Consider the following 14,332-nt stretch of genomic DNA (forward strand, 5'->3'; position numbering starts at 1 on the left):
TCAGGGGTTCCTTGCCAGAATTAACGTTTTCCGCTGTGCAGCCAGTACGGATCCTGCGAAATGGCCTCGTTGCGGAAATGCTCGATTTCGATCTGCTGACGGGTCTCTATGGCATGCTTCAGCCCCTGCCAGTTCTCCAGCCAGGCCTGCGCCTTCACGCCCTCATACGCACCTGACAGCAGCAACATGCTGTCGATGTTACGCGCCAGGCGGGGAAGCTGATCGCCATACTGGTCGCCCAGCGGATGCGCAAAGGTGGTTCTCAGCTCGGCCGCGTGACGGGAGAGGTGGATATCCGCAAAACGTTTGAAGTTTTCCGCGATTTTGGTCTGCCCTTTCGCATCGAGGAACGTGCGCCAGCCGCGCGTCACCAGAAACTCGGTCAGCGCCAGTTTCGCGCCGGCGTTTTGCGGGCTGTAGATCGCCGTTTGTGCCGACACGTCGGAAAGCATCAGCGTTTCGGTTTGAGTGAGCAAATCACGTAAGTGAGTGCTGGCTTTACGCGGTACAATGCCGCCAAAGAGCGTCAGGGTATGACGCACCAGCCCCATAGCGGCCAGCACCTGTTTTTTGGCATTTTTCACGTTACGCGCCCACAGCTCCTCGTGGTACTGCCACTGAGAGAGCGCCAGCTCCAGCGCCGCTTCCATGCCCTGCTCAACGGAGGCTTTCGGCACAACGCGCAGAATCGGGGTTTCTCGCAGCACGCGCGGCGCATTCCCGGCGGCCAGGTGATAGCCGCGTGCCGCTTTACTCAGGCTGCCCTGACGCAGGCCAGGCTGGTTCACCAGCTTGTGCGCCAGCTTCAGCACGTCGCTCGCCTCGCCTTCCAGCAGTTCGAGTTCCAATTCGCAGATCGGCTCCTGCTCTTCACCCGCCTTAATTTCACCCCGATCAAACGCGATCTCAATGCGGCTCTTGCCTTCCGTCACCAGCCATTTTTCGCGCCAGAAATCGGTGCTGAACAGCGGTTGCGCCTCTGCCGACAGCGTTGCGGGCAGCGTTCCTTCCGGCCACACTTCCGCCGGAAAACGATCCAGCTCAAGTTCTGGCTTACTGATGTCGATATTGTATTCCGGACGCTGGTGCAAACCGCCCACCACGCGACCGGCGATTTTCATCGTCATCTCGTAGCGCCCGTTCGCACCCCGGATGCGCAGGCCCATATCGTGGTTGCGCAGCCAGTTGTCCGGCGTTTCGTAATAGATGTTGAGCAGCTGTACGGGTTCATGGTGCTCGCCGGACAGCGTATTCAGATGCTGGCGGAGCGCGTCAGCGCTGTCTTTTTCGACGATAAACTTTAATTCGATCTCTTGTGCCATAGCCTTGTACTTTTGCGTGCGTCACAGACGCGTCGATGAAGGCGAACTTCCTCGCCATTTGTTTGTCAGTACATAGTATTTTGCGCCAAATTGCCACGCAATGAGCAATTTGACGGGCGTAAAAGTTTAAAGCGGTGGAAATCATGACACAGATGATTCCGATTGATGATGAATCCTTTGCGTAGCGACACTGATACCACTACTATCGTTCCACTTTTTATGAAAATAACGACTGATATGCTTAAATTACGCCTGATTGGACTTACTTTACTCGCTTTTAGCGCCGCAACCGCGGTCCACGCTGAAGAGAAACGTTACGTTTCTGATGAACTGAATACCTGGGTACGCAGCGGCCCTGGAGACAATTATCGCCTCGTGGGTACGGTAAATGCCGGCGAGGAAGTGACTCTGCTGCAAACCAATGCAGACACCAATTACGGTCAGGTTCGTGACAGCTCTGGCCGCACCTCATGGATCCCGCTGAAAGAGCTGAGCACGGTGCCAAGCCTGCGCACCCGCGTGCCGGACCTGGAAAATCAGGTGAAAACCCTGACCGATAAGCTGAACAACATTGACGGCACCTGGAACCAGCGCACCGCAGAGATGCAGCAGAAAGTGGCGCAAAGCGACAGCGTGATCGCCGGTCTGAAAGATGAAAATCAGAAGCTGAAAAATGAGCTCATCGTCGCGCAGAAGAAAGTGAACGCCGCGAATCTACAGCTGGATGACAAACAACGCACCATCATCATGCAGTGGTTTATGTATGGCGGCGGGGTGCTTGGCGTCGGTCTGGTGCTGGGTCTGGTGCTTCCTCACCTTATCCCGAGCCGTAAACGTAAAGACCGCTGGATGAACTAACTCGTCTTCTCTGCCACACTTACGTATCATCTTGCGAAAAGAGAAAACGGGAGTGTTGGCGTGAAGAGTTATCTGGTCGGTGGTGCGGTACGTGATGCGTTATTAGGTCTGCCGGTCAAAGATAAAGACTGGGTCGTGGTCGGTGCCACGCCCGAAGCGATGATTGACGCGGGCTACCAGCAGGTAGGCCGCGATTTTCCTGTGTTCCTCCATCCGAAAAGCCGGGAAGAGTACGCCCTGGCGCGTACCGAACGGAAATCCGGTTCCGGTTATACCGGCTTCACCTGCTATGCCGCGCCGGATGTGACGCTGGAGCAGGACTTACTGCGCCGCGATCTCACCATTAATGCCCTGGCGCAGGACGAAAAAGGCCATATTATCGACGTCTACGGCGGCCAGAACGATCTGCGCGACCGTCTTTTACGCCATATTTCCCCCGCCTTTTCTGAAGATCCGTTACGCGTACTGCGCGTGGCGCGTTTTGCCGCCCGTTATGCCCATCTCAGCTTCCGCATCGCCGACGAGACGATGGCGCTGATGACGGCCATGACCGACGCGGGCGAGCTGGAACACCTGACGCCAGAACGCGTCTGGAAAGAGACCGAAAACGCCCTGACTACCCGTAATCCGCAGGTCTTTTTCCAGGTTCTGCGCGACTGCGGGGCGCTGAAAGTGCTGTTCCCGGAAATAGATGCGCTGTTTGGCGTGCCCGCCCCGGCGAAATGGCACCCGGAAATTGATACCGGCATTCACACCCTGATGACGCTGAGCATGGCCGCCATGCTCAGCCCGGAGGTGGACGTGCGCTTTTCTACCCTCTGCCATGACCTCGGCAAAGGGTTAACGCCAAAGGAGTTGTGGCCACGCCACCACGGGCACGGTCCGGCTGGCGTGAAGCTGGTTGAAGGGCTTTGCCAGCGCCTGCGCGTGCCGAATGACATTCGCGATCTGGCAAAACTGGTCGCCGAGTTTCACGACCTGATCCACACCTTCCCGATCCTGAAACCCGCCACCATCGTCAGGCTGTTTGATAACATCGACGCCTGGCGCAAACCGCAGCGCGTGGAGCAAATTGCGCTGACCAGCGAAGCCGACGTGCGCGGCCGCACCGGGTTTGAAGCGTCCGATTATCCGCAGGGACGTTTGCTGCGTGAGGCGTGGGACGTGGCGAAAGCGGTGCCAACGAAAGAGGTGGTGGAGGCAGGATTTAAAGGCCCGGCGATCCGCGAAGAGCTGACGAAGCGGCGGATTGATGCGGTTGCAGCGTGGAAGGAAAAACGTTGCCCTCAGCCGAAAGACTGAGGGCGGTCGGTCATCAGAAGAAGACCACGTACACGGCAGCCGCGACGATAAAGCGGTAGATCGCGAACGGAATAAACGAAATACGCTTAATCAGTTGCAGGAAGGTTTTGATGGCGATCAACGCCACAATAAAGGCGGTGATAAAGCCCACGGCGAACATCGGAATGTCGCCCACGGTCAGGAAGCCGATGCTTTTGTAGAGATCCAGCGCGGTGGCGCCCATCATCATCGGCACCGCCAGCAGGAACGAGAACTCAGACGCCGCGTAACGGCTCACGCCCATCAGCATCCCGCCGGAAATGGTTGCCCCTGAACGGGAGAAGCCCGGCCACAGCGCCAGACACTGGAAGCAGCCAATCATAAACGCCTGGCGATACGTCATATCGTCCAGACCTTCCGCACGCGGGGTTTTTGGCTTCAGCACTTCGGCGGCAATCAGCAGGAAGCCGCCGACAACCAGCGCGTACATCACGTTAATCGGGTTGAAGAGCGATTTAATGGTGTCGTGGAACACCAGCCCCAGCACCACCGCCGGGATCATCCCGAGCAGAATATGAATCAGCGTCAGGCGCCCTTTGCCCTCTCCTTCACGCTGCGGCAAACGCCCGAAGTGGATACCGATCAGACCAAACAGACGACGCCAGAACATCACGACCACCGCCAGGATAGAGCCCAGCTGGATCACCACCTCAAACGTCTTTGCGGTATCGCCTTCAAAGCCCAGGAGATGGCCAACGATAATCATATGGCCCGTACTGGACACCGGCAAAAACTCCGTCAATCCTTCGACCACACCCAGTATTGCCGCCACCAGCAGCGAGTGCATATCGCTCATCTATAAACCCCTAAAAAGATATAAAAAAACGGTGTCCCACGCGGACAACCGTGAAAGATACAGCTTTAAGACCGATATAACCTAAAATGGTTTAGCTATTATGACGTTAAATCTTTCCTTTCAGATTTGCGCCACGCTCGATAATCACGCCCACATTGGCGGCGCGCGCCACCGCTCCCGGCTTGCTTAGCTTAATGCGCACCCATGGGGAGTTAAATTTGCTCAGCAGCAGGTCTGCTACCTCTTCCGCCACGCGTTCTACCAGCGCAAAACGTTGCCCTTCAACATGGGCGATGACCGTTTCACTGATGTCGGCGTAGCTCAGACAGTCATTCACATCATCGCTTTTTGCTGACTTGCGGTTGTCCCAGCCCATTTCGATATCGAACACCAGTTTCTGCTCGATGGTCTGTTCCCAGTCGTAAACACCAATTGTGGTGATTACCGAAAGTTGCTCTATAAATACAATATCCATCACGACCTGCCTGCTTTTTGGCTAAACCGGATACCACTTCCGGCGAATTATGCGTATTATCCACAGATGCTGAGAATACAGATACATTTTCAAAACGGAACAGCGTTATGAGTGCAATCGCGCCTGGAATGATTATCCTCGCCTACCTTTGCGGCTCAATCTCCAGCGCCATTCTGGTCTGCCGCATCGCCGGGTTGCCTGACCCGCGTGAAAGTGGTTCCGGGAATCCGGGGGCGACCAATGTACTACGAATTGGCGGCAAGGGAGCAGCCGTAGCGGTTTTGATTTTTGATGTTCTGAAAGGAATGCTTCCCGTCTGGGGCGCGTATGCGCTCGGCGTCACACCCTTCTGGCTGGGGCTGATTGCCATCGCCGCCTGCGTCGGCCACATCTGGCCCGTTTTCTTTGGTTTTAAAGGCGGTAAAGGCGTTGCCACCGCGTTTGGCGCGATTGCGCCGATCGGCTGGGATCTCACCGGCGTGATGGCGGGCACCTGGCTGCTGACCATCCTGCTGAGCGGTTATTCGTCGCTGGGCGCCATCGTCAGCGCACTGATCGCCCCGTTTTATGTCTGGTGGTTTAAACCGCAGTTTACCTTCCCGGTGTCGATGCTCTCGTGTCTGATCCTGTTGCGCCACCACGACAACATTCAGCGCCTGTGGCGGCGTAAGGAAACGAAGATCTGGACGAAGCTCAGGCGTAAAAAGAAAGACGCTCAGTAAACCGTTCGTTATGCCTTATAACCAAATGTGATTTTTGTCACCTTCTGCCTGTGGTAACTGTTAGAGACACAACACAACCACACAAAAAGAAAATGGCAGAAATCACAGATTCAACTCCCCTTCCAACGGCAGGAAATACCCCGGATGGCGACATCAAGTGGGTACGTAGCGCATCGGACGTTTCACGTCTCGTTAATGACGGCTCTCAGGGCCGGGCCAATGCCCGCATCGTGGTCGGTATCGCGCTCGGGGGAATTTTCCTCGATGCCTACGATCTCGGCGCGCTGGCATTCGGCATCAAAGACATCACCCGCGAATTTAACCTGACGCCCGCCGGTACCGGCATGGTGGCCTCGGCGATTACCTTTGGCGCGATTGTCGGGGCGCTGCTCGGCGGCTATCTTACGGATAAAATCGGGCGCTACCGCGTCTTTATGGCCGACATGGTGTTCTTTGTCGTTGCCGCTATCGCCTGTGCGCTGGCCCCGAACGAATATGTGCTTGCGGGCGCGCGCTTTGTGATGGGTCTTGGCGTTGGGATCGACCTTCCCGTCGCGATGGCGTTTCTCAGCGAGTTCGCCAGGCTGAAAGGCCCGGGGAATAAAGCCTCCAGCGTCGCAATGTGGTGCCCCACCTGGTACGCGGCCATCAGCATCTCTTATCTTCTGGTGCTCTTCTTTTACGCCGTGCTGCCGGAAAGCCACAGCGACTGGCTCTGGCGTCTGATCCTTGGCTTTGGCGCGGTGCCCGCGCTGGTGATTATCGCCATCCGCAGCCGCTATATGAGCGAATCCCCGGTCTGGGCGGCGAATCAGGGCAATCTGAAGGAGGCGGCGTCCATCCTGCGGCAGTCTTACAATATTAATGCCCACGTACCGCAGGATGCGCTCGACCAGCCCGCGCCTGTCGTGAACAAGGCAAAATGGTCGAACTACCTGAACCTGTTCCGCGGTATCTATCTGCGGCGTACCACGCTTGCCACGCTGCTGTCAGTGGTCTCCTCGTTCGCCTATAACGCCGTAGCCTTTGGCCTGCCGGTGATCATCTCCAGCTTCTTTGTGCAGTCGATGCTGACCACCATTCTGATCTCGCTGGCGCTTAACCTGCTGTTCGCCTTTGTCGGCGGGCTGCTGGCGGTGCGCTATGTTCCGCGCTTCGGCGCATGGCGGATGTCTCTGGCGGGTTATGCGTGCCAGCTTGCGGCACTGCTCGGCCTGGCGTTGATTGGCCGGCCTGACGGGGCCACGGAAGGCGTGTTCGCCGTCGCGATGCTGGCGCTGTTCCTGTTTGGTCAGGGTTTTGGTCCAGGTGCGCATACCATGACGTTTGCCTCCCTGAGCTACCCGACCTCGCTGCGCGGCGTGGGCGTGGGGCTTAACCAGACGCTGATGCGCAGCAGTTCAACGCTGTCACTGTTTCTGTTCCCGCTGCTGGTCGCCTCGCTGGATACCGCCGTGTTCTGGGTGATTGCGCTGGCGCCGTTTATCGGTCTGGCGTCGCTGCTGGCGATCCGCTGGGAGCCGTCGGGGTATGATGTGGATGCAGAGGATTATCGGTAGCCTTTCTTGCCGGGTGGCGCTGCGCTTACCCGGCCTACATTACTGAAACCGGCTCACATGAGCCGTTTTTTTATCCATAAGCGACTCATATGACAGCCTTCATTTCCGCCAGGGCATACTGAAACGTACCCCGATAGTGTGGAAATGGAAGCACCATGTTAGCAACTCAGGTCACTGATAATTCATACAAAGGCTGGCAGGCCTCGCTTGCCCTCCAGTTTTGTCATACCCCTGAGAAAACCCTCCTCCATTCCGCGCGTCACAGCGGGCCGCTCACCGTTCAGCGTCCGTTTTATCCCGAAGGGGAAACCTGCCACCTTTACCTGCTGCACCCGCCAGGCGGAATTGTGGGCGGAGATACGCTGGATATTTCCGTGCGGCTCGACGCCAAAAGCCATGCCCTCATCACCATGCCCGGCGCCAGTAAGTTCTATCGCAGCAACGGCCCGCTGGCCTGCCTCAGTCAGCATTTTTACCTCGACGAAGAGGCCACGCTGGAGTGGCTGCCGCAGGACACCATTATTTTCCCCGGCGCTAACGCCGCGCTGCGTTCCGTCTTTCACCTGCACGCCACCAGCACGCTGCTGGCGTGGGAGCTGTACTGTCTGGGCCGTCCGGTGATAAACGAAACCTTCAGCCACGGCACGCTGGAGAACCGCCTTGAGGTGTGGGTGGATGGCGAGCCGCGTCTGATTGAGCGACTGCATCTCAGCGGTGGCGATCTGACGCCCGTCGCGGACCATCCGTGGGTCGGCACGCTGCTGTTCTATCCGGCCCGGGAAGCACTTCTCGACGCGGTGCGTGCGCTTCTCGCCCCGCTGGAAAACGTTGGCGGGGCGACGCTCACCGACGATCTGCTGTCGGTGCGTTTTCTCTCCCACGACAACCTGATTTGTCAGCGGGTGATGCGCGATATCTGGCAGTCGCTTCGCCCGCTTTTAACTCCCAAAACCGCCTGTTCGCCGCGCATCTGGCAGACATAAGAGAAACGCTATGGAACTGACTCCCAGAGAAAAAGACAAGCTGTTGCTGTTCACCGCCGCGCTGGTTGCCGAACGCCGCCTCGCGCGCGGGGTAAAGCTCAACTACCCGGAATCGGTCGCGCTGATCAGCGCCTTTATTATGGAAGGCGCGCGCGATGGCGAAACCGTCGCCTCGCTGATGGAAGCCGGCCGCCACGTCCTGACGCGCGATCAGGTGATGGAAGGCGTGCCGGAGATGATCCCGGATATCCAGGTGGAAGCCACCTTTCCGGACGGATCCAAGCTCGTCACCGTCCACAACCCGATCGTGTAAGGAGCGCGTGATGATCCCAGGCGAATACCGGATCCAGTCCGGAAACATTGCTCTCAACGTCGGGCGCGAAACCCGAAGTGTGATCGTGGAAAACCACGGCGACAGGCCGATCCAGGTCGGATCGCACTACCACTTTTACGAGGTCAACCCGGCGCTGAAGTTCGATCGCGAAGCCACCCGAGGTTACCGGCTGAACATCCCGGCCGGCACTGCCGTGCGCTTCGAGCCCGGCCAGAAGCGGGAAGTGACGCTGGTGCAGGTGACGGGCGCACAGCGCATTTTCGGCTTTCGCGGCGAGGTCATGGGCGAGGTGAAACATGGCTGAGATTTCACGCCAGGCGTATGCCGATATGTTCGGCCCCACTACCGGGGATAAAGTGCGGCTGGCCGACAGCGAGCTGTGGATCGAAGTGGAAGACGATCTCACGATCTACGGCGAAGAGGTTAAATTCGGCGGCGGAAAAGTGATCCGCGACGGTATGGGACAGGGGCAGATGACCGCCGACGACTGCGTGGATCTGGTGCTCACCAACGCGCTAATCGTCGATCACTGGGGGATCGTGAAAGCGGATATCGGCGTAAAAGATGGGCGGATCTTCGCCATCGGCAAAGCCGGAAACCCGGACATTCAGCCCGGCGTGACGATCCCGATTGGCGCGGCAACGGAGGTGATCGCCGCCGAAGGGAGGATTGTCACCGCCGGCGGGATCGACACCCACATCCACTGGATCTGTCCGCAGCAGGCGGAAGAGGCGCTGGTGTCTGGCGTCACCACCATGATCGGCGGCGGCACCGGGCCTGCGGCAGGCACAAACGCCACCACCTGCACACCGGGGCCGTGGTATATCGCCCGCATGTTGCAGGCAGCCGATACGCTACCGGTGAATATTGGCCTGCTGGGTAAAGGGAACGGCTCCAACCCGGACGCGCTGCGCGAGCAGATCGCGGCAGGTGCCATCGGGCTTAAGATCCACGAAGACTGGGGCGCGACGCCTGCGGCCATCAACTGTTCGCTGGAGGTCGCTGAAGAGATGGATATTCAGGTGGCGCTGCACAGCGACACGCTGAACGAGTCCGGTTTTGTCGAAGACACGCTGGCCGCCATCGCCGGGCGCACCATCCACACCTTCCACACCGAAGGGGCGGGCGGCGGCCATGCGCCGGATATCATCACCGCCTGCGCGCACCCGAATATTCTGCCCTCCTCCACCAACCCGACGCTGCCCTACACGGTCAACACCATCGACGAGCACCTGGACATGCTGATGGTTTGCCATCACCTCGACCCGGATATCGCCGAGGACGTGGCGTTTGCCGAATCCCGCATTCGCCGGGAGACCATCGCCGCCGAAGACGTGCTGCACGATATCGGCGCGTTCTCGCTCACCTCGTCAGATTCACAGGCAATGGGCCGCGTGGGGGAAGTGATTATCCGCACCTGGCAGGTGGCGCACCGCATGAAGGTGCAGCGCGGCGCACTGCCGGAAGAGACCGGCGATAACGATAACTTCCGCGTGAAGCGCTATGTCGCCAAATACACCATCAACCCGGCGCTGACCCACGGCATCGCCCATGAGGTCGGTTCTATTGAGGCGGGCAAGCTGGCGGATCTGGTGGTCTGGTCCCCCGCCTTCTTTGGCGTCAAACCCGCCACCATCGTCAAAGGCGGGATGATCGCCTGCGCGCCGATGGGCGACATCAACGCCTCGATCCCCACGCCGCAGCCGGTACATTACCGCCCGATGTTTGGTGCCCTTGGTGCCGCACGCCACGCCACGCGGCTGACGTTTGTCTCTCAGGCTGCTGATGCCAGCGGCATTCCGCAACGGCTCGGACTGCAAAGCGCCACCGCGGTGGTGAGAGGCTGCCGGTCGGTGAAAAAGGCCGACATGATCCACAACGATTTACAGCCGAATATCACCGTTGACGCGCAAACCTATGAGGTACGCGTCGACGGCGAATTGATCACCAGCGAACCGGCAGAGGTTTTGCCGATGGCGCAACGCTATTTTCTGTTTTGAGGAGTCATGATGATCTATTTAACCCAACGCCTGGACCATGCGCATCCGATTACCGCCAGCGTCACGCTACCGATTGATGTGAGGGTAAAAAGCCGCGCCCGCGTGGCGCTGAACGACGGCCGCGAAGCCGGGCTAATGCTGCCGCGCGGCCTGCTGCTGCGCGGGGGCGACCTGCTGACTACCGACGATGGCAGCGAGGTGATCGAAGTGATCGCCGCCCCGGAGTCGGTTTCCGTGGTGCGCTGCGCCGACCCGTTCCTGCTCGCCCGCGCCTGTTATCACCTGGGCAATCGTCACGTACCGCTGCAAATAATGCCTGGCGAACTGCGCTACCACCACGACCACGTCCTCGACGATATGCTGCGTCAGTTCGGGCTGGAGGTGACCTTCGCCAGCCTGCCATTTGAACCGGAAGCGGGCGCTTACACCAGCGATGCCCACAGCCATAGCCACTCTCACGCTCATTCACATTAAGGACTCATCATGCGCAAGTACTTACCGCTGTTACTGCTGGCTTTTTCCGTTCCGGCGCTTGCCCATCCCGGCCACGGGACCGACAGCTTCCAGGCAGGATTTCTCCATCCGCTGACCGGGCTGGATCACCTGCTGATGCTGACGGGGGCTGGCGTGCTCTCCGCCCTGAGCGGCCGCAAGCTGCTGTTGCCGTTAGCGACGCTCGGCATGATGCTTGCTGGTGCCGTTGCGGGCAGCCTGCTCGGCGGCTTTAGCGGCATGGAGATGCTGATTATCGCCTCGCTGGCGCTCTGCGGCGTGATGATGTTTAAGACCGAAAATCGCCTGCTGCTGGCGGTACCAGCCCTGGCGATGTTCCACGGCTGGGCGCACGGCGTGGAGATGTCCGGCCACAGCTTCTGGCTCTTCACCAGCGGGTTTATGTTAGCCAGCGCCACGGTGCTGTGTGCCAGCTTCGCGGCAGGGCTGCTGCTGCGCCGTCACGACGGCCTGCGTAAAACCTTCGGCGGCGGGCTGATCGTCTCCGCCCTGCTGGCGCTGATGAGCTGATGGAGCACGCCCGCCAGCGGCTGCGCCTGATGCAGCTCTCCAGCAGTAGCCTGCCGGTCGGATCGTTTACCTGGTCGCAGGGGCTGGAGTGGGCCGTTGAGGCCGGGTGGGTCACGGACGCTGAGGCCTTCAGGCGCTGGCAGATCCAGCAGATGGAGCAGAGCTTTTTCTGTGTCGACCTGCCGCTGTTTTTCCGCCTGTATCGTGCCTGCGAGAAGCAGGACGTCGCGACAGCAAAACGCTGGACGGCATACCTGCTCGCCTGTCGGGAAACGCGCGAGCTGCGCGATGAAGAACGCAACCGTGGGGCGGCCTTTACGCGCCTGATTAAAAGCTGGGAACCCGCCTGCCCGCCAGAATGGCTGCCGCTGTTGATGCGAAGCCAGCTCGGCGGCATGGCGTGGCTCGGCGTGCGCTGGGGCATTAGCGCGCGCGAGCTGGCGCTGAGCCTCGGCTACAGCTGGATTGAGAGCGCGGTGATGGCGGGCGTCAAGCTGGTGCCGTTTGGGCAGCAGGCAGCACAACAGCTGATTATCGACCTGAGCGACCATTTTGCCGCCGGGTTTGAACAGGCATTTTTACGTGGCGACGACGCGCTGGGGGCCGCTACGCCGCTGTCGGCCATCGCCTCCGCGCGCCATGAAACCCAATATTCACGACTATTCCGTTCCTGAGGAGTCAACATGGCTGATTACAAACATCCCCTGCGCGTGGGCGTGGGCGGCCCGGTAGGGTCGGGCAAAACCGCCCTGCTGGAAGCGCTCTGCAAGGCGATGCGCGACACCTATCACCTGGCGGTGGTGACCAACGATATCTACACCAAAGAGGATCAGCGCATCCTGACCGAGGCGGGTGCGCTGGAGCCAGAGCGCATCGTGGGCGTGGAAACGGGCGGCTGCCCGCATACCGCCATCCGCGAAGATGCCTCAATGAACCTGGCGGCGGTGGAAGCGTTGAGCGAGAAGTTCGGCAACCTGGATCTGATCTTCGTGGAAAGCGGCGGGGATAACCTGAGCGCGACCTTCAGCCCGGAGCTGGCGGACCTCACCATCTACGTCATCGACGTGGCCGAAGGGGAAAAAATCCCGCGCAAGGGCGGGCCGGGGATCACCAAATCCGATTTTCTGGTGATCAACAAAACCGACCTTGCGCCGTACGTCGGTGCGTCGCTGGAGGTAATGGAACGCGACACTAATCGCATGCGCGGCGAGCGTCCGTGGACGTTTACCAACCTGAAAGCGGGTGACGGTTTAGCGACGATTATTGCGTTTCTGGAAGAGAAAGGAATGTTGCGGGTGTAGGGTGGTTTATTGCACGTTAGCACACGTGGATCTTGTAGGCCCGGTAAGCGCAGCGCCACCGGGCAAAGAAACTCACGCCTCAGGCAGTTCCGCCAGCGGCCAGCGCGGACGCACAGACACGCTCAGGTCAGCCGTTGCGCCGGCGTTCAGACGCACCATCCCGGCGTAGGCGATCATCGCCCCGTTATCGGTGCAAAATTCAGGACGCGCGTAGAACACTTCCCCGCGACGCTTTTGCATCATTTCGGCAAGCTTCGCGCGCAGCGTGCGGTTAGCGCTGACGCCACCGGCCATCACCAGACGCTTAAAGCCGGTCTGATCCAGCGCGCGCTTGCACTTGATCATCAGCGTATCCACCACCGCGTCTTCGAACGCACGGGCGATATCGGCACGGGTCTGCTCACTGTCGTCATTATTGCGGATAGTATTGGCCGCGAAAGTTTTCAGGCCAGAGAAGCTGAAATCCAGCCCCGGACGGTCGGTCATCGGGCGCGGGAAGACAAAGCGCCCTTCCGTTCCCTGCGACGCCATTTTCGACAGCATCGGGCCGCCCGGGTAATCCAGCCCCAGCAGCTTGGCGGTTTTGTCGAAGGCTTCACCGGCAGCATCGTCGATCGACTCGCCCAGCAGCGCGTACTTGCCAATGCCCGTTACGCTAATCAGCTGGGTATGCCCACCGGAAACCAGGAGCGCCACAAACGGGAACTCTGGCGGATTGTCTTCCAGCATCGGCGCCAGAAGATGCCCTTCCATATGGTGAACCGGAATGGCCGGAACATCCCACGCGAAGGCCAGCGAACGCCCTACCGTTGCGCCGACCAGCAGCGCGCCGACCAGGCCCGGCCCTGCGGTATAGGCCACGGCATCAATATCTTTTGCACTCAACCCGGCCTCTTTAAGCGCCGCCTGAATCAGGGGAACCGTTTTACGCACGTGGTCACGAGAGGCCAGTTCAGGCACGACGCCGCCGTAATCAGCGTGCAATTTCACCTGACTATACAGCTGGTTGGCCAGAAGCCCTTTTTCGTCGTCGTAAATCGCGATGCCGGTTTCATCGCAGGATGTTTCAATACCCAGTACACGCATGACTTGTTTTACCTCGTTTCAATACCGCGCAGTGTAGAGCCTGGGCGGATTGTTGTAAAACTTTGTTCGCCCCAGGAAGAAGCCTCGTGTATACTCCTCACCCTTATTAAAGTCCCTTTCAAAATCGCATCGGTGCTTTACAAAGCAGCAGCATTTGCAGTAAAATTCCGCACCATTTTGAAATAAGCTGGCGTTGATGCCAGCGGCAAACCGAATTTATTAAAGGTGAGAGTTACATGCCGGTAATTAAAGTACGTGAAAACGAGCCGTTCGACGTAGCACTGCGTCGCTTCAAACGTTCATGCGAGAAAGCAGGTGTTCTGGCTGAAGTTCGTCGTCGTGAGTTTTATGAAAAACCAACGACCGAACGTAAGCGCGCTAAAGCTTCCGCTGTGAAACGTCACGCGAAGAAACTGGCTCGCGAAAACGCACGCCGTACTCGTCTGTACTAATCTGTTGAGGGCCACAGCCCTCAATTGACAGACAGAGTTGTAGTCGTAAGGCCGTGCTTCCGGAAGGAATGCGCGGCTTG

The 14,332-nt window shown here is 59.0% G+C and carries 17 protein-coding genes; 13 read left to right on the plus strand and 4 right to left on the minus strand.

What is annotated here, in order from left to right; translation table 11 throughout:
• Positions 1-20 precede the first annotated feature (20 nt).
• Entirely contained in the window at positions 21-1,322 is a 1,302-nt protein-coding gene (locus tag KTH07_RS17190) for an inorganic triphosphatase (protein ID WP_017384034.1), read from the minus strand.
• Positions 1,323-1,559: 237 nt separating this feature from the next.
• Here KTH07_RS17190 and KTH07_RS17195 point away from each other — a divergent pair, with 237 nt between their 5' ends.
• Positions 1,560-2,180, plus strand: coding sequence for a TIGR04211 family SH3 domain-containing protein (locus KTH07_RS17195; protein ID WP_001303390.1), 621 nt, complete (start codon positions 1,560-1,562; stop codon positions 2,178-2,180).
• A gap of 60 nt (positions 2,181-2,240) precedes the next feature.
• Positions 2,241-3,482, plus strand: coding sequence for a multifunctional CCA addition/repair protein (locus KTH07_RS17200; protein ID WP_017384033.1), 1,242 nt, complete (start codon positions 2,241-2,243; stop codon positions 3,480-3,482).
• Between the two features lie 13 nt (positions 3,483-3,495).
• Here KTH07_RS17200 and bacA read toward each other — a convergent pair whose 3' ends face one another.
• On the minus strand, positions 3,496-4,317 hold the full coding sequence (bacA, locus tag KTH07_RS17205) for an undecaprenyl-diphosphate phosphatase (protein WP_003862545.1): 822 nt from the start codon (positions 4,315-4,317) through the stop codon (positions 3,496-3,498).
• A 106-nt stretch (positions 4,318-4,423) separates the two neighbouring features.
• Positions 4,424-4,792 carry a bifunctional dihydroneopterin aldolase/7,8-dihydroneopterin epimerase gene (gene folB / locus KTH07_RS17210; protein ID WP_032619002.1) on the minus strand — a complete coding sequence of 123 codons (369 nt, stop codon included), beginning with the start codon at positions 4,790-4,792 and terminating at the stop codon, positions 4,424-4,426.
• A gap of 107 nt (positions 4,793-4,899) precedes the next feature.
• On the opposite strand from folB, the gene plsY reads away from it, so the two are divergent.
• The 10 genes from plsY to ureG all read left to right on the plus strand — a co-directional run bounded on the left by plsY (position 4,900) and on the right by ureG (position 12,714).
• Positions 4,900-5,514, plus strand: coding sequence for a glycerol-3-phosphate 1-O-acyltransferase PlsY (gene plsY / locus KTH07_RS17215; protein WP_017384031.1), 615 nt, complete (start codon positions 4,900-4,902; stop codon positions 5,512-5,514).
• Positions 5,515-5,606: 92 nt separating this feature from the next.
• On the plus strand, positions 5,607-7,073 hold the full coding sequence (locus KTH07_RS17220; protein ID WP_032619001.1) for an MFS transporter: 1,467 nt from the start codon (positions 5,607-5,609) through the stop codon (positions 7,071-7,073).
• Between the two features lie 155 nt (positions 7,074-7,228).
• Positions 7,229-8,056 carry an urease accessory protein UreD gene (locus KTH07_RS17225; protein WP_032619000.1) on the plus strand — a complete coding sequence of 276 codons (828 nt, stop codon included), beginning with the start codon at positions 7,229-7,231 and terminating at the stop codon, positions 8,054-8,056.
• 10 nt (positions 8,057-8,066) lie between these two features.
• The gene (locus KTH07_RS17230) at positions 8,067-8,369 is read left to right on the plus strand and encodes an urease subunit gamma (protein WP_003862556.1); all 303 of its coding nucleotides are present in this window, start codon (positions 8,067-8,069) and stop codon (positions 8,367-8,369) included.
• 10 nt (positions 8,370-8,379) lie between these two features.
• A complete protein-coding gene (locus KTH07_RS17235; RefSeq protein WP_015571906.1) occupies positions 8,380-8,694 on the plus strand; it encodes an urease subunit beta in 315 nt (104 codons plus the stop codon).
• The gene (gene ureC, locus KTH07_RS17240) at positions 8,687-10,390 is read left to right on the plus strand and encodes an urease subunit alpha (RefSeq protein WP_015571907.1); all 1,704 of its coding nucleotides are present in this window, start codon (positions 8,687-8,689) and stop codon (positions 10,388-10,390) included. The genes KTH07_RS17235 and ureC overlap by 8 nt, the downstream gene beginning before the upstream one ends.
• A 9-nt stretch (positions 10,391-10,399) precedes the next feature.
• Complete coding sequence (gene ureE, locus KTH07_RS17245) at positions 10,400-10,864, plus strand: urease accessory protein UreE (RefSeq protein ID WP_017384028.1); 465 nt, start codon at positions 10,400-10,402, stop codon at positions 10,862-10,864.
• Positions 10,865-10,873: 9 nt separating this feature from the next.
• Entirely contained in the window at positions 10,874-11,413 is a 540-nt protein-coding gene (locus tag KTH07_RS17250) for a HupE/UreJ family protein (RefSeq protein WP_023295464.1), read from the plus strand.
• Positions 11,413-12,087, plus strand: a complete 675-nt coding sequence (locus KTH07_RS17255; protein ID WP_063162066.1) for an urease accessory protein UreF — start codon at positions 11,413-11,415, stop codon at positions 12,085-12,087. The genes KTH07_RS17250 and KTH07_RS17255 overlap by 1 nt, the downstream gene beginning before the upstream one ends.
• A gap of 9 nt (positions 12,088-12,096) precedes the next feature.
• Complete coding sequence (gene ureG, locus KTH07_RS17260) at positions 12,097-12,714, plus strand: urease accessory protein UreG (protein WP_014071813.1); 618 nt, start codon at positions 12,097-12,099, stop codon at positions 12,712-12,714.
• Positions 12,715-12,786: 72 nt separating this feature from the next.
• On the opposite strand, the gene tsaD is transcribed toward ureG, so the two are convergent.
• Positions 12,787-13,800 (minus strand): tRNA (adenosine(37)-N6)-threonylcarbamoyltransferase complex transferase subunit TsaD, encoded by a 1,014-nt coding sequence (gene tsaD, locus KTH07_RS17265; RefSeq protein ID WP_015571911.1) that lies wholly within the window; start codon positions 13,798-13,800, stop codon positions 12,787-12,789.
• Between the two features lie 236 nt (positions 13,801-14,036).
• Between tsaD and rpsU the strand changes: the two genes are divergently transcribed.
• Positions 14,037-14,252 (plus strand): 30S ribosomal protein S21, encoded by a 216-nt coding sequence (gene rpsU / locus KTH07_RS17270; protein WP_001144069.1) that lies wholly within the window; start codon positions 14,037-14,039, stop codon positions 14,250-14,252.
• The last annotated feature ends 80 nt before the right edge of the window (positions 14,253-14,332 follow it).

It is taken from the genome of Enterobacter cloacae complex sp. ECL72, assembly GCF_019056635.1.
GTDB classification, from domain to species: domain Bacteria; phylum Pseudomonadota; class Gammaproteobacteria; order Enterobacterales; family Enterobacteriaceae; genus Enterobacter; species Enterobacter hormaechei_C.

Bases quoted from the DNA above. Each gene is read 5' to 3' on its own strand.
- KTH07_RS17220 (WP_032619001.1), top strand. From the start codon at position 5,607: ATGGCAGAAATCACAGATTCAACTCCCCTTCCAACGGCAGGAAATACC.
- KTH07_RS17235 (WP_015571906.1), top strand. From the start codon at position 8,380: ATGATCCCAGGCGAATACCGGATCCAGTCCGGAAACATTGCTCTCAAC.
- KTH07_RS17255 (WP_063162066.1), top strand. From the start codon at position 11,413: ATGGAGCACGCCCGCCAGCGGCTGCGCCTGATGCAGCTCTCCAGCAGT.
- folB (WP_032619002.1), bottom strand. From the start codon at position 4,792: ATGGATATTGTATTTATAGAGCAACTTTCGGTAATCACCACAATTGGT.
- KTH07_RS17225 (WP_032619000.1), top strand. From the start codon at position 7,229: ATGTTAGCAACTCAGGTCACTGATAATTCATACAAAGGCTGGCAGGCC.
- bacA (WP_003862545.1), bottom strand. From the start codon at position 4,317: ATGAGCGATATGCACTCGCTGCTGGTGGCGGCAATACTGGGTGTGGTC.
- ureC (WP_015571907.1), top strand. From the start codon at position 8,687: ATGGCTGAGATTTCACGCCAGGCGTATGCCGATATGTTCGGCCCCACT.
- ureE (WP_017384028.1), top strand. From the start codon at position 10,400: ATGATCTATTTAACCCAACGCCTGGACCATGCGCATCCGATTACCGCC.
- rpsU (WP_001144069.1), top strand. From the start codon at position 14,037: ATGCCGGTAATTAAAGTACGTGAAAACGAGCCGTTCGACGTAGCACTG.
- ureG (WP_014071813.1), top strand. From the start codon at position 12,097: ATGGCTGATTACAAACATCCCCTGCGCGTGGGCGTGGGCGGCCCGGTA.
- tsaD (WP_015571911.1), bottom strand. From the start codon at position 13,800: ATGCGTGTACTGGGTATTGAAACATCCTGCGATGAAACCGGCATCGCG.
- plsY (WP_017384031.1), top strand. From the start codon at position 4,900: ATGAGTGCAATCGCGCCTGGAATGATTATCCTCGCCTACCTTTGCGGC.
- KTH07_RS17230 (WP_003862556.1), top strand. From the start codon at position 8,067: ATGGAACTGACTCCCAGAGAAAAAGACAAGCTGTTGCTGTTCACCGCC.
- KTH07_RS17190 (WP_017384034.1), bottom strand. From the start codon at position 1,322: ATGGCACAAGAGATCGAATTAAAGTTTATCGTCGAAAAAGACAGCGCT.
- KTH07_RS17250 (WP_023295464.1), top strand. From the start codon at position 10,874: ATGCGCAAGTACTTACCGCTGTTACTGCTGGCTTTTTCCGTTCCGGCG.
- KTH07_RS17195 (WP_001303390.1), top strand. From the start codon at position 1,560: ATGCTTAAATTACGCCTGATTGGACTTACTTTACTCGCTTTTAGCGCC.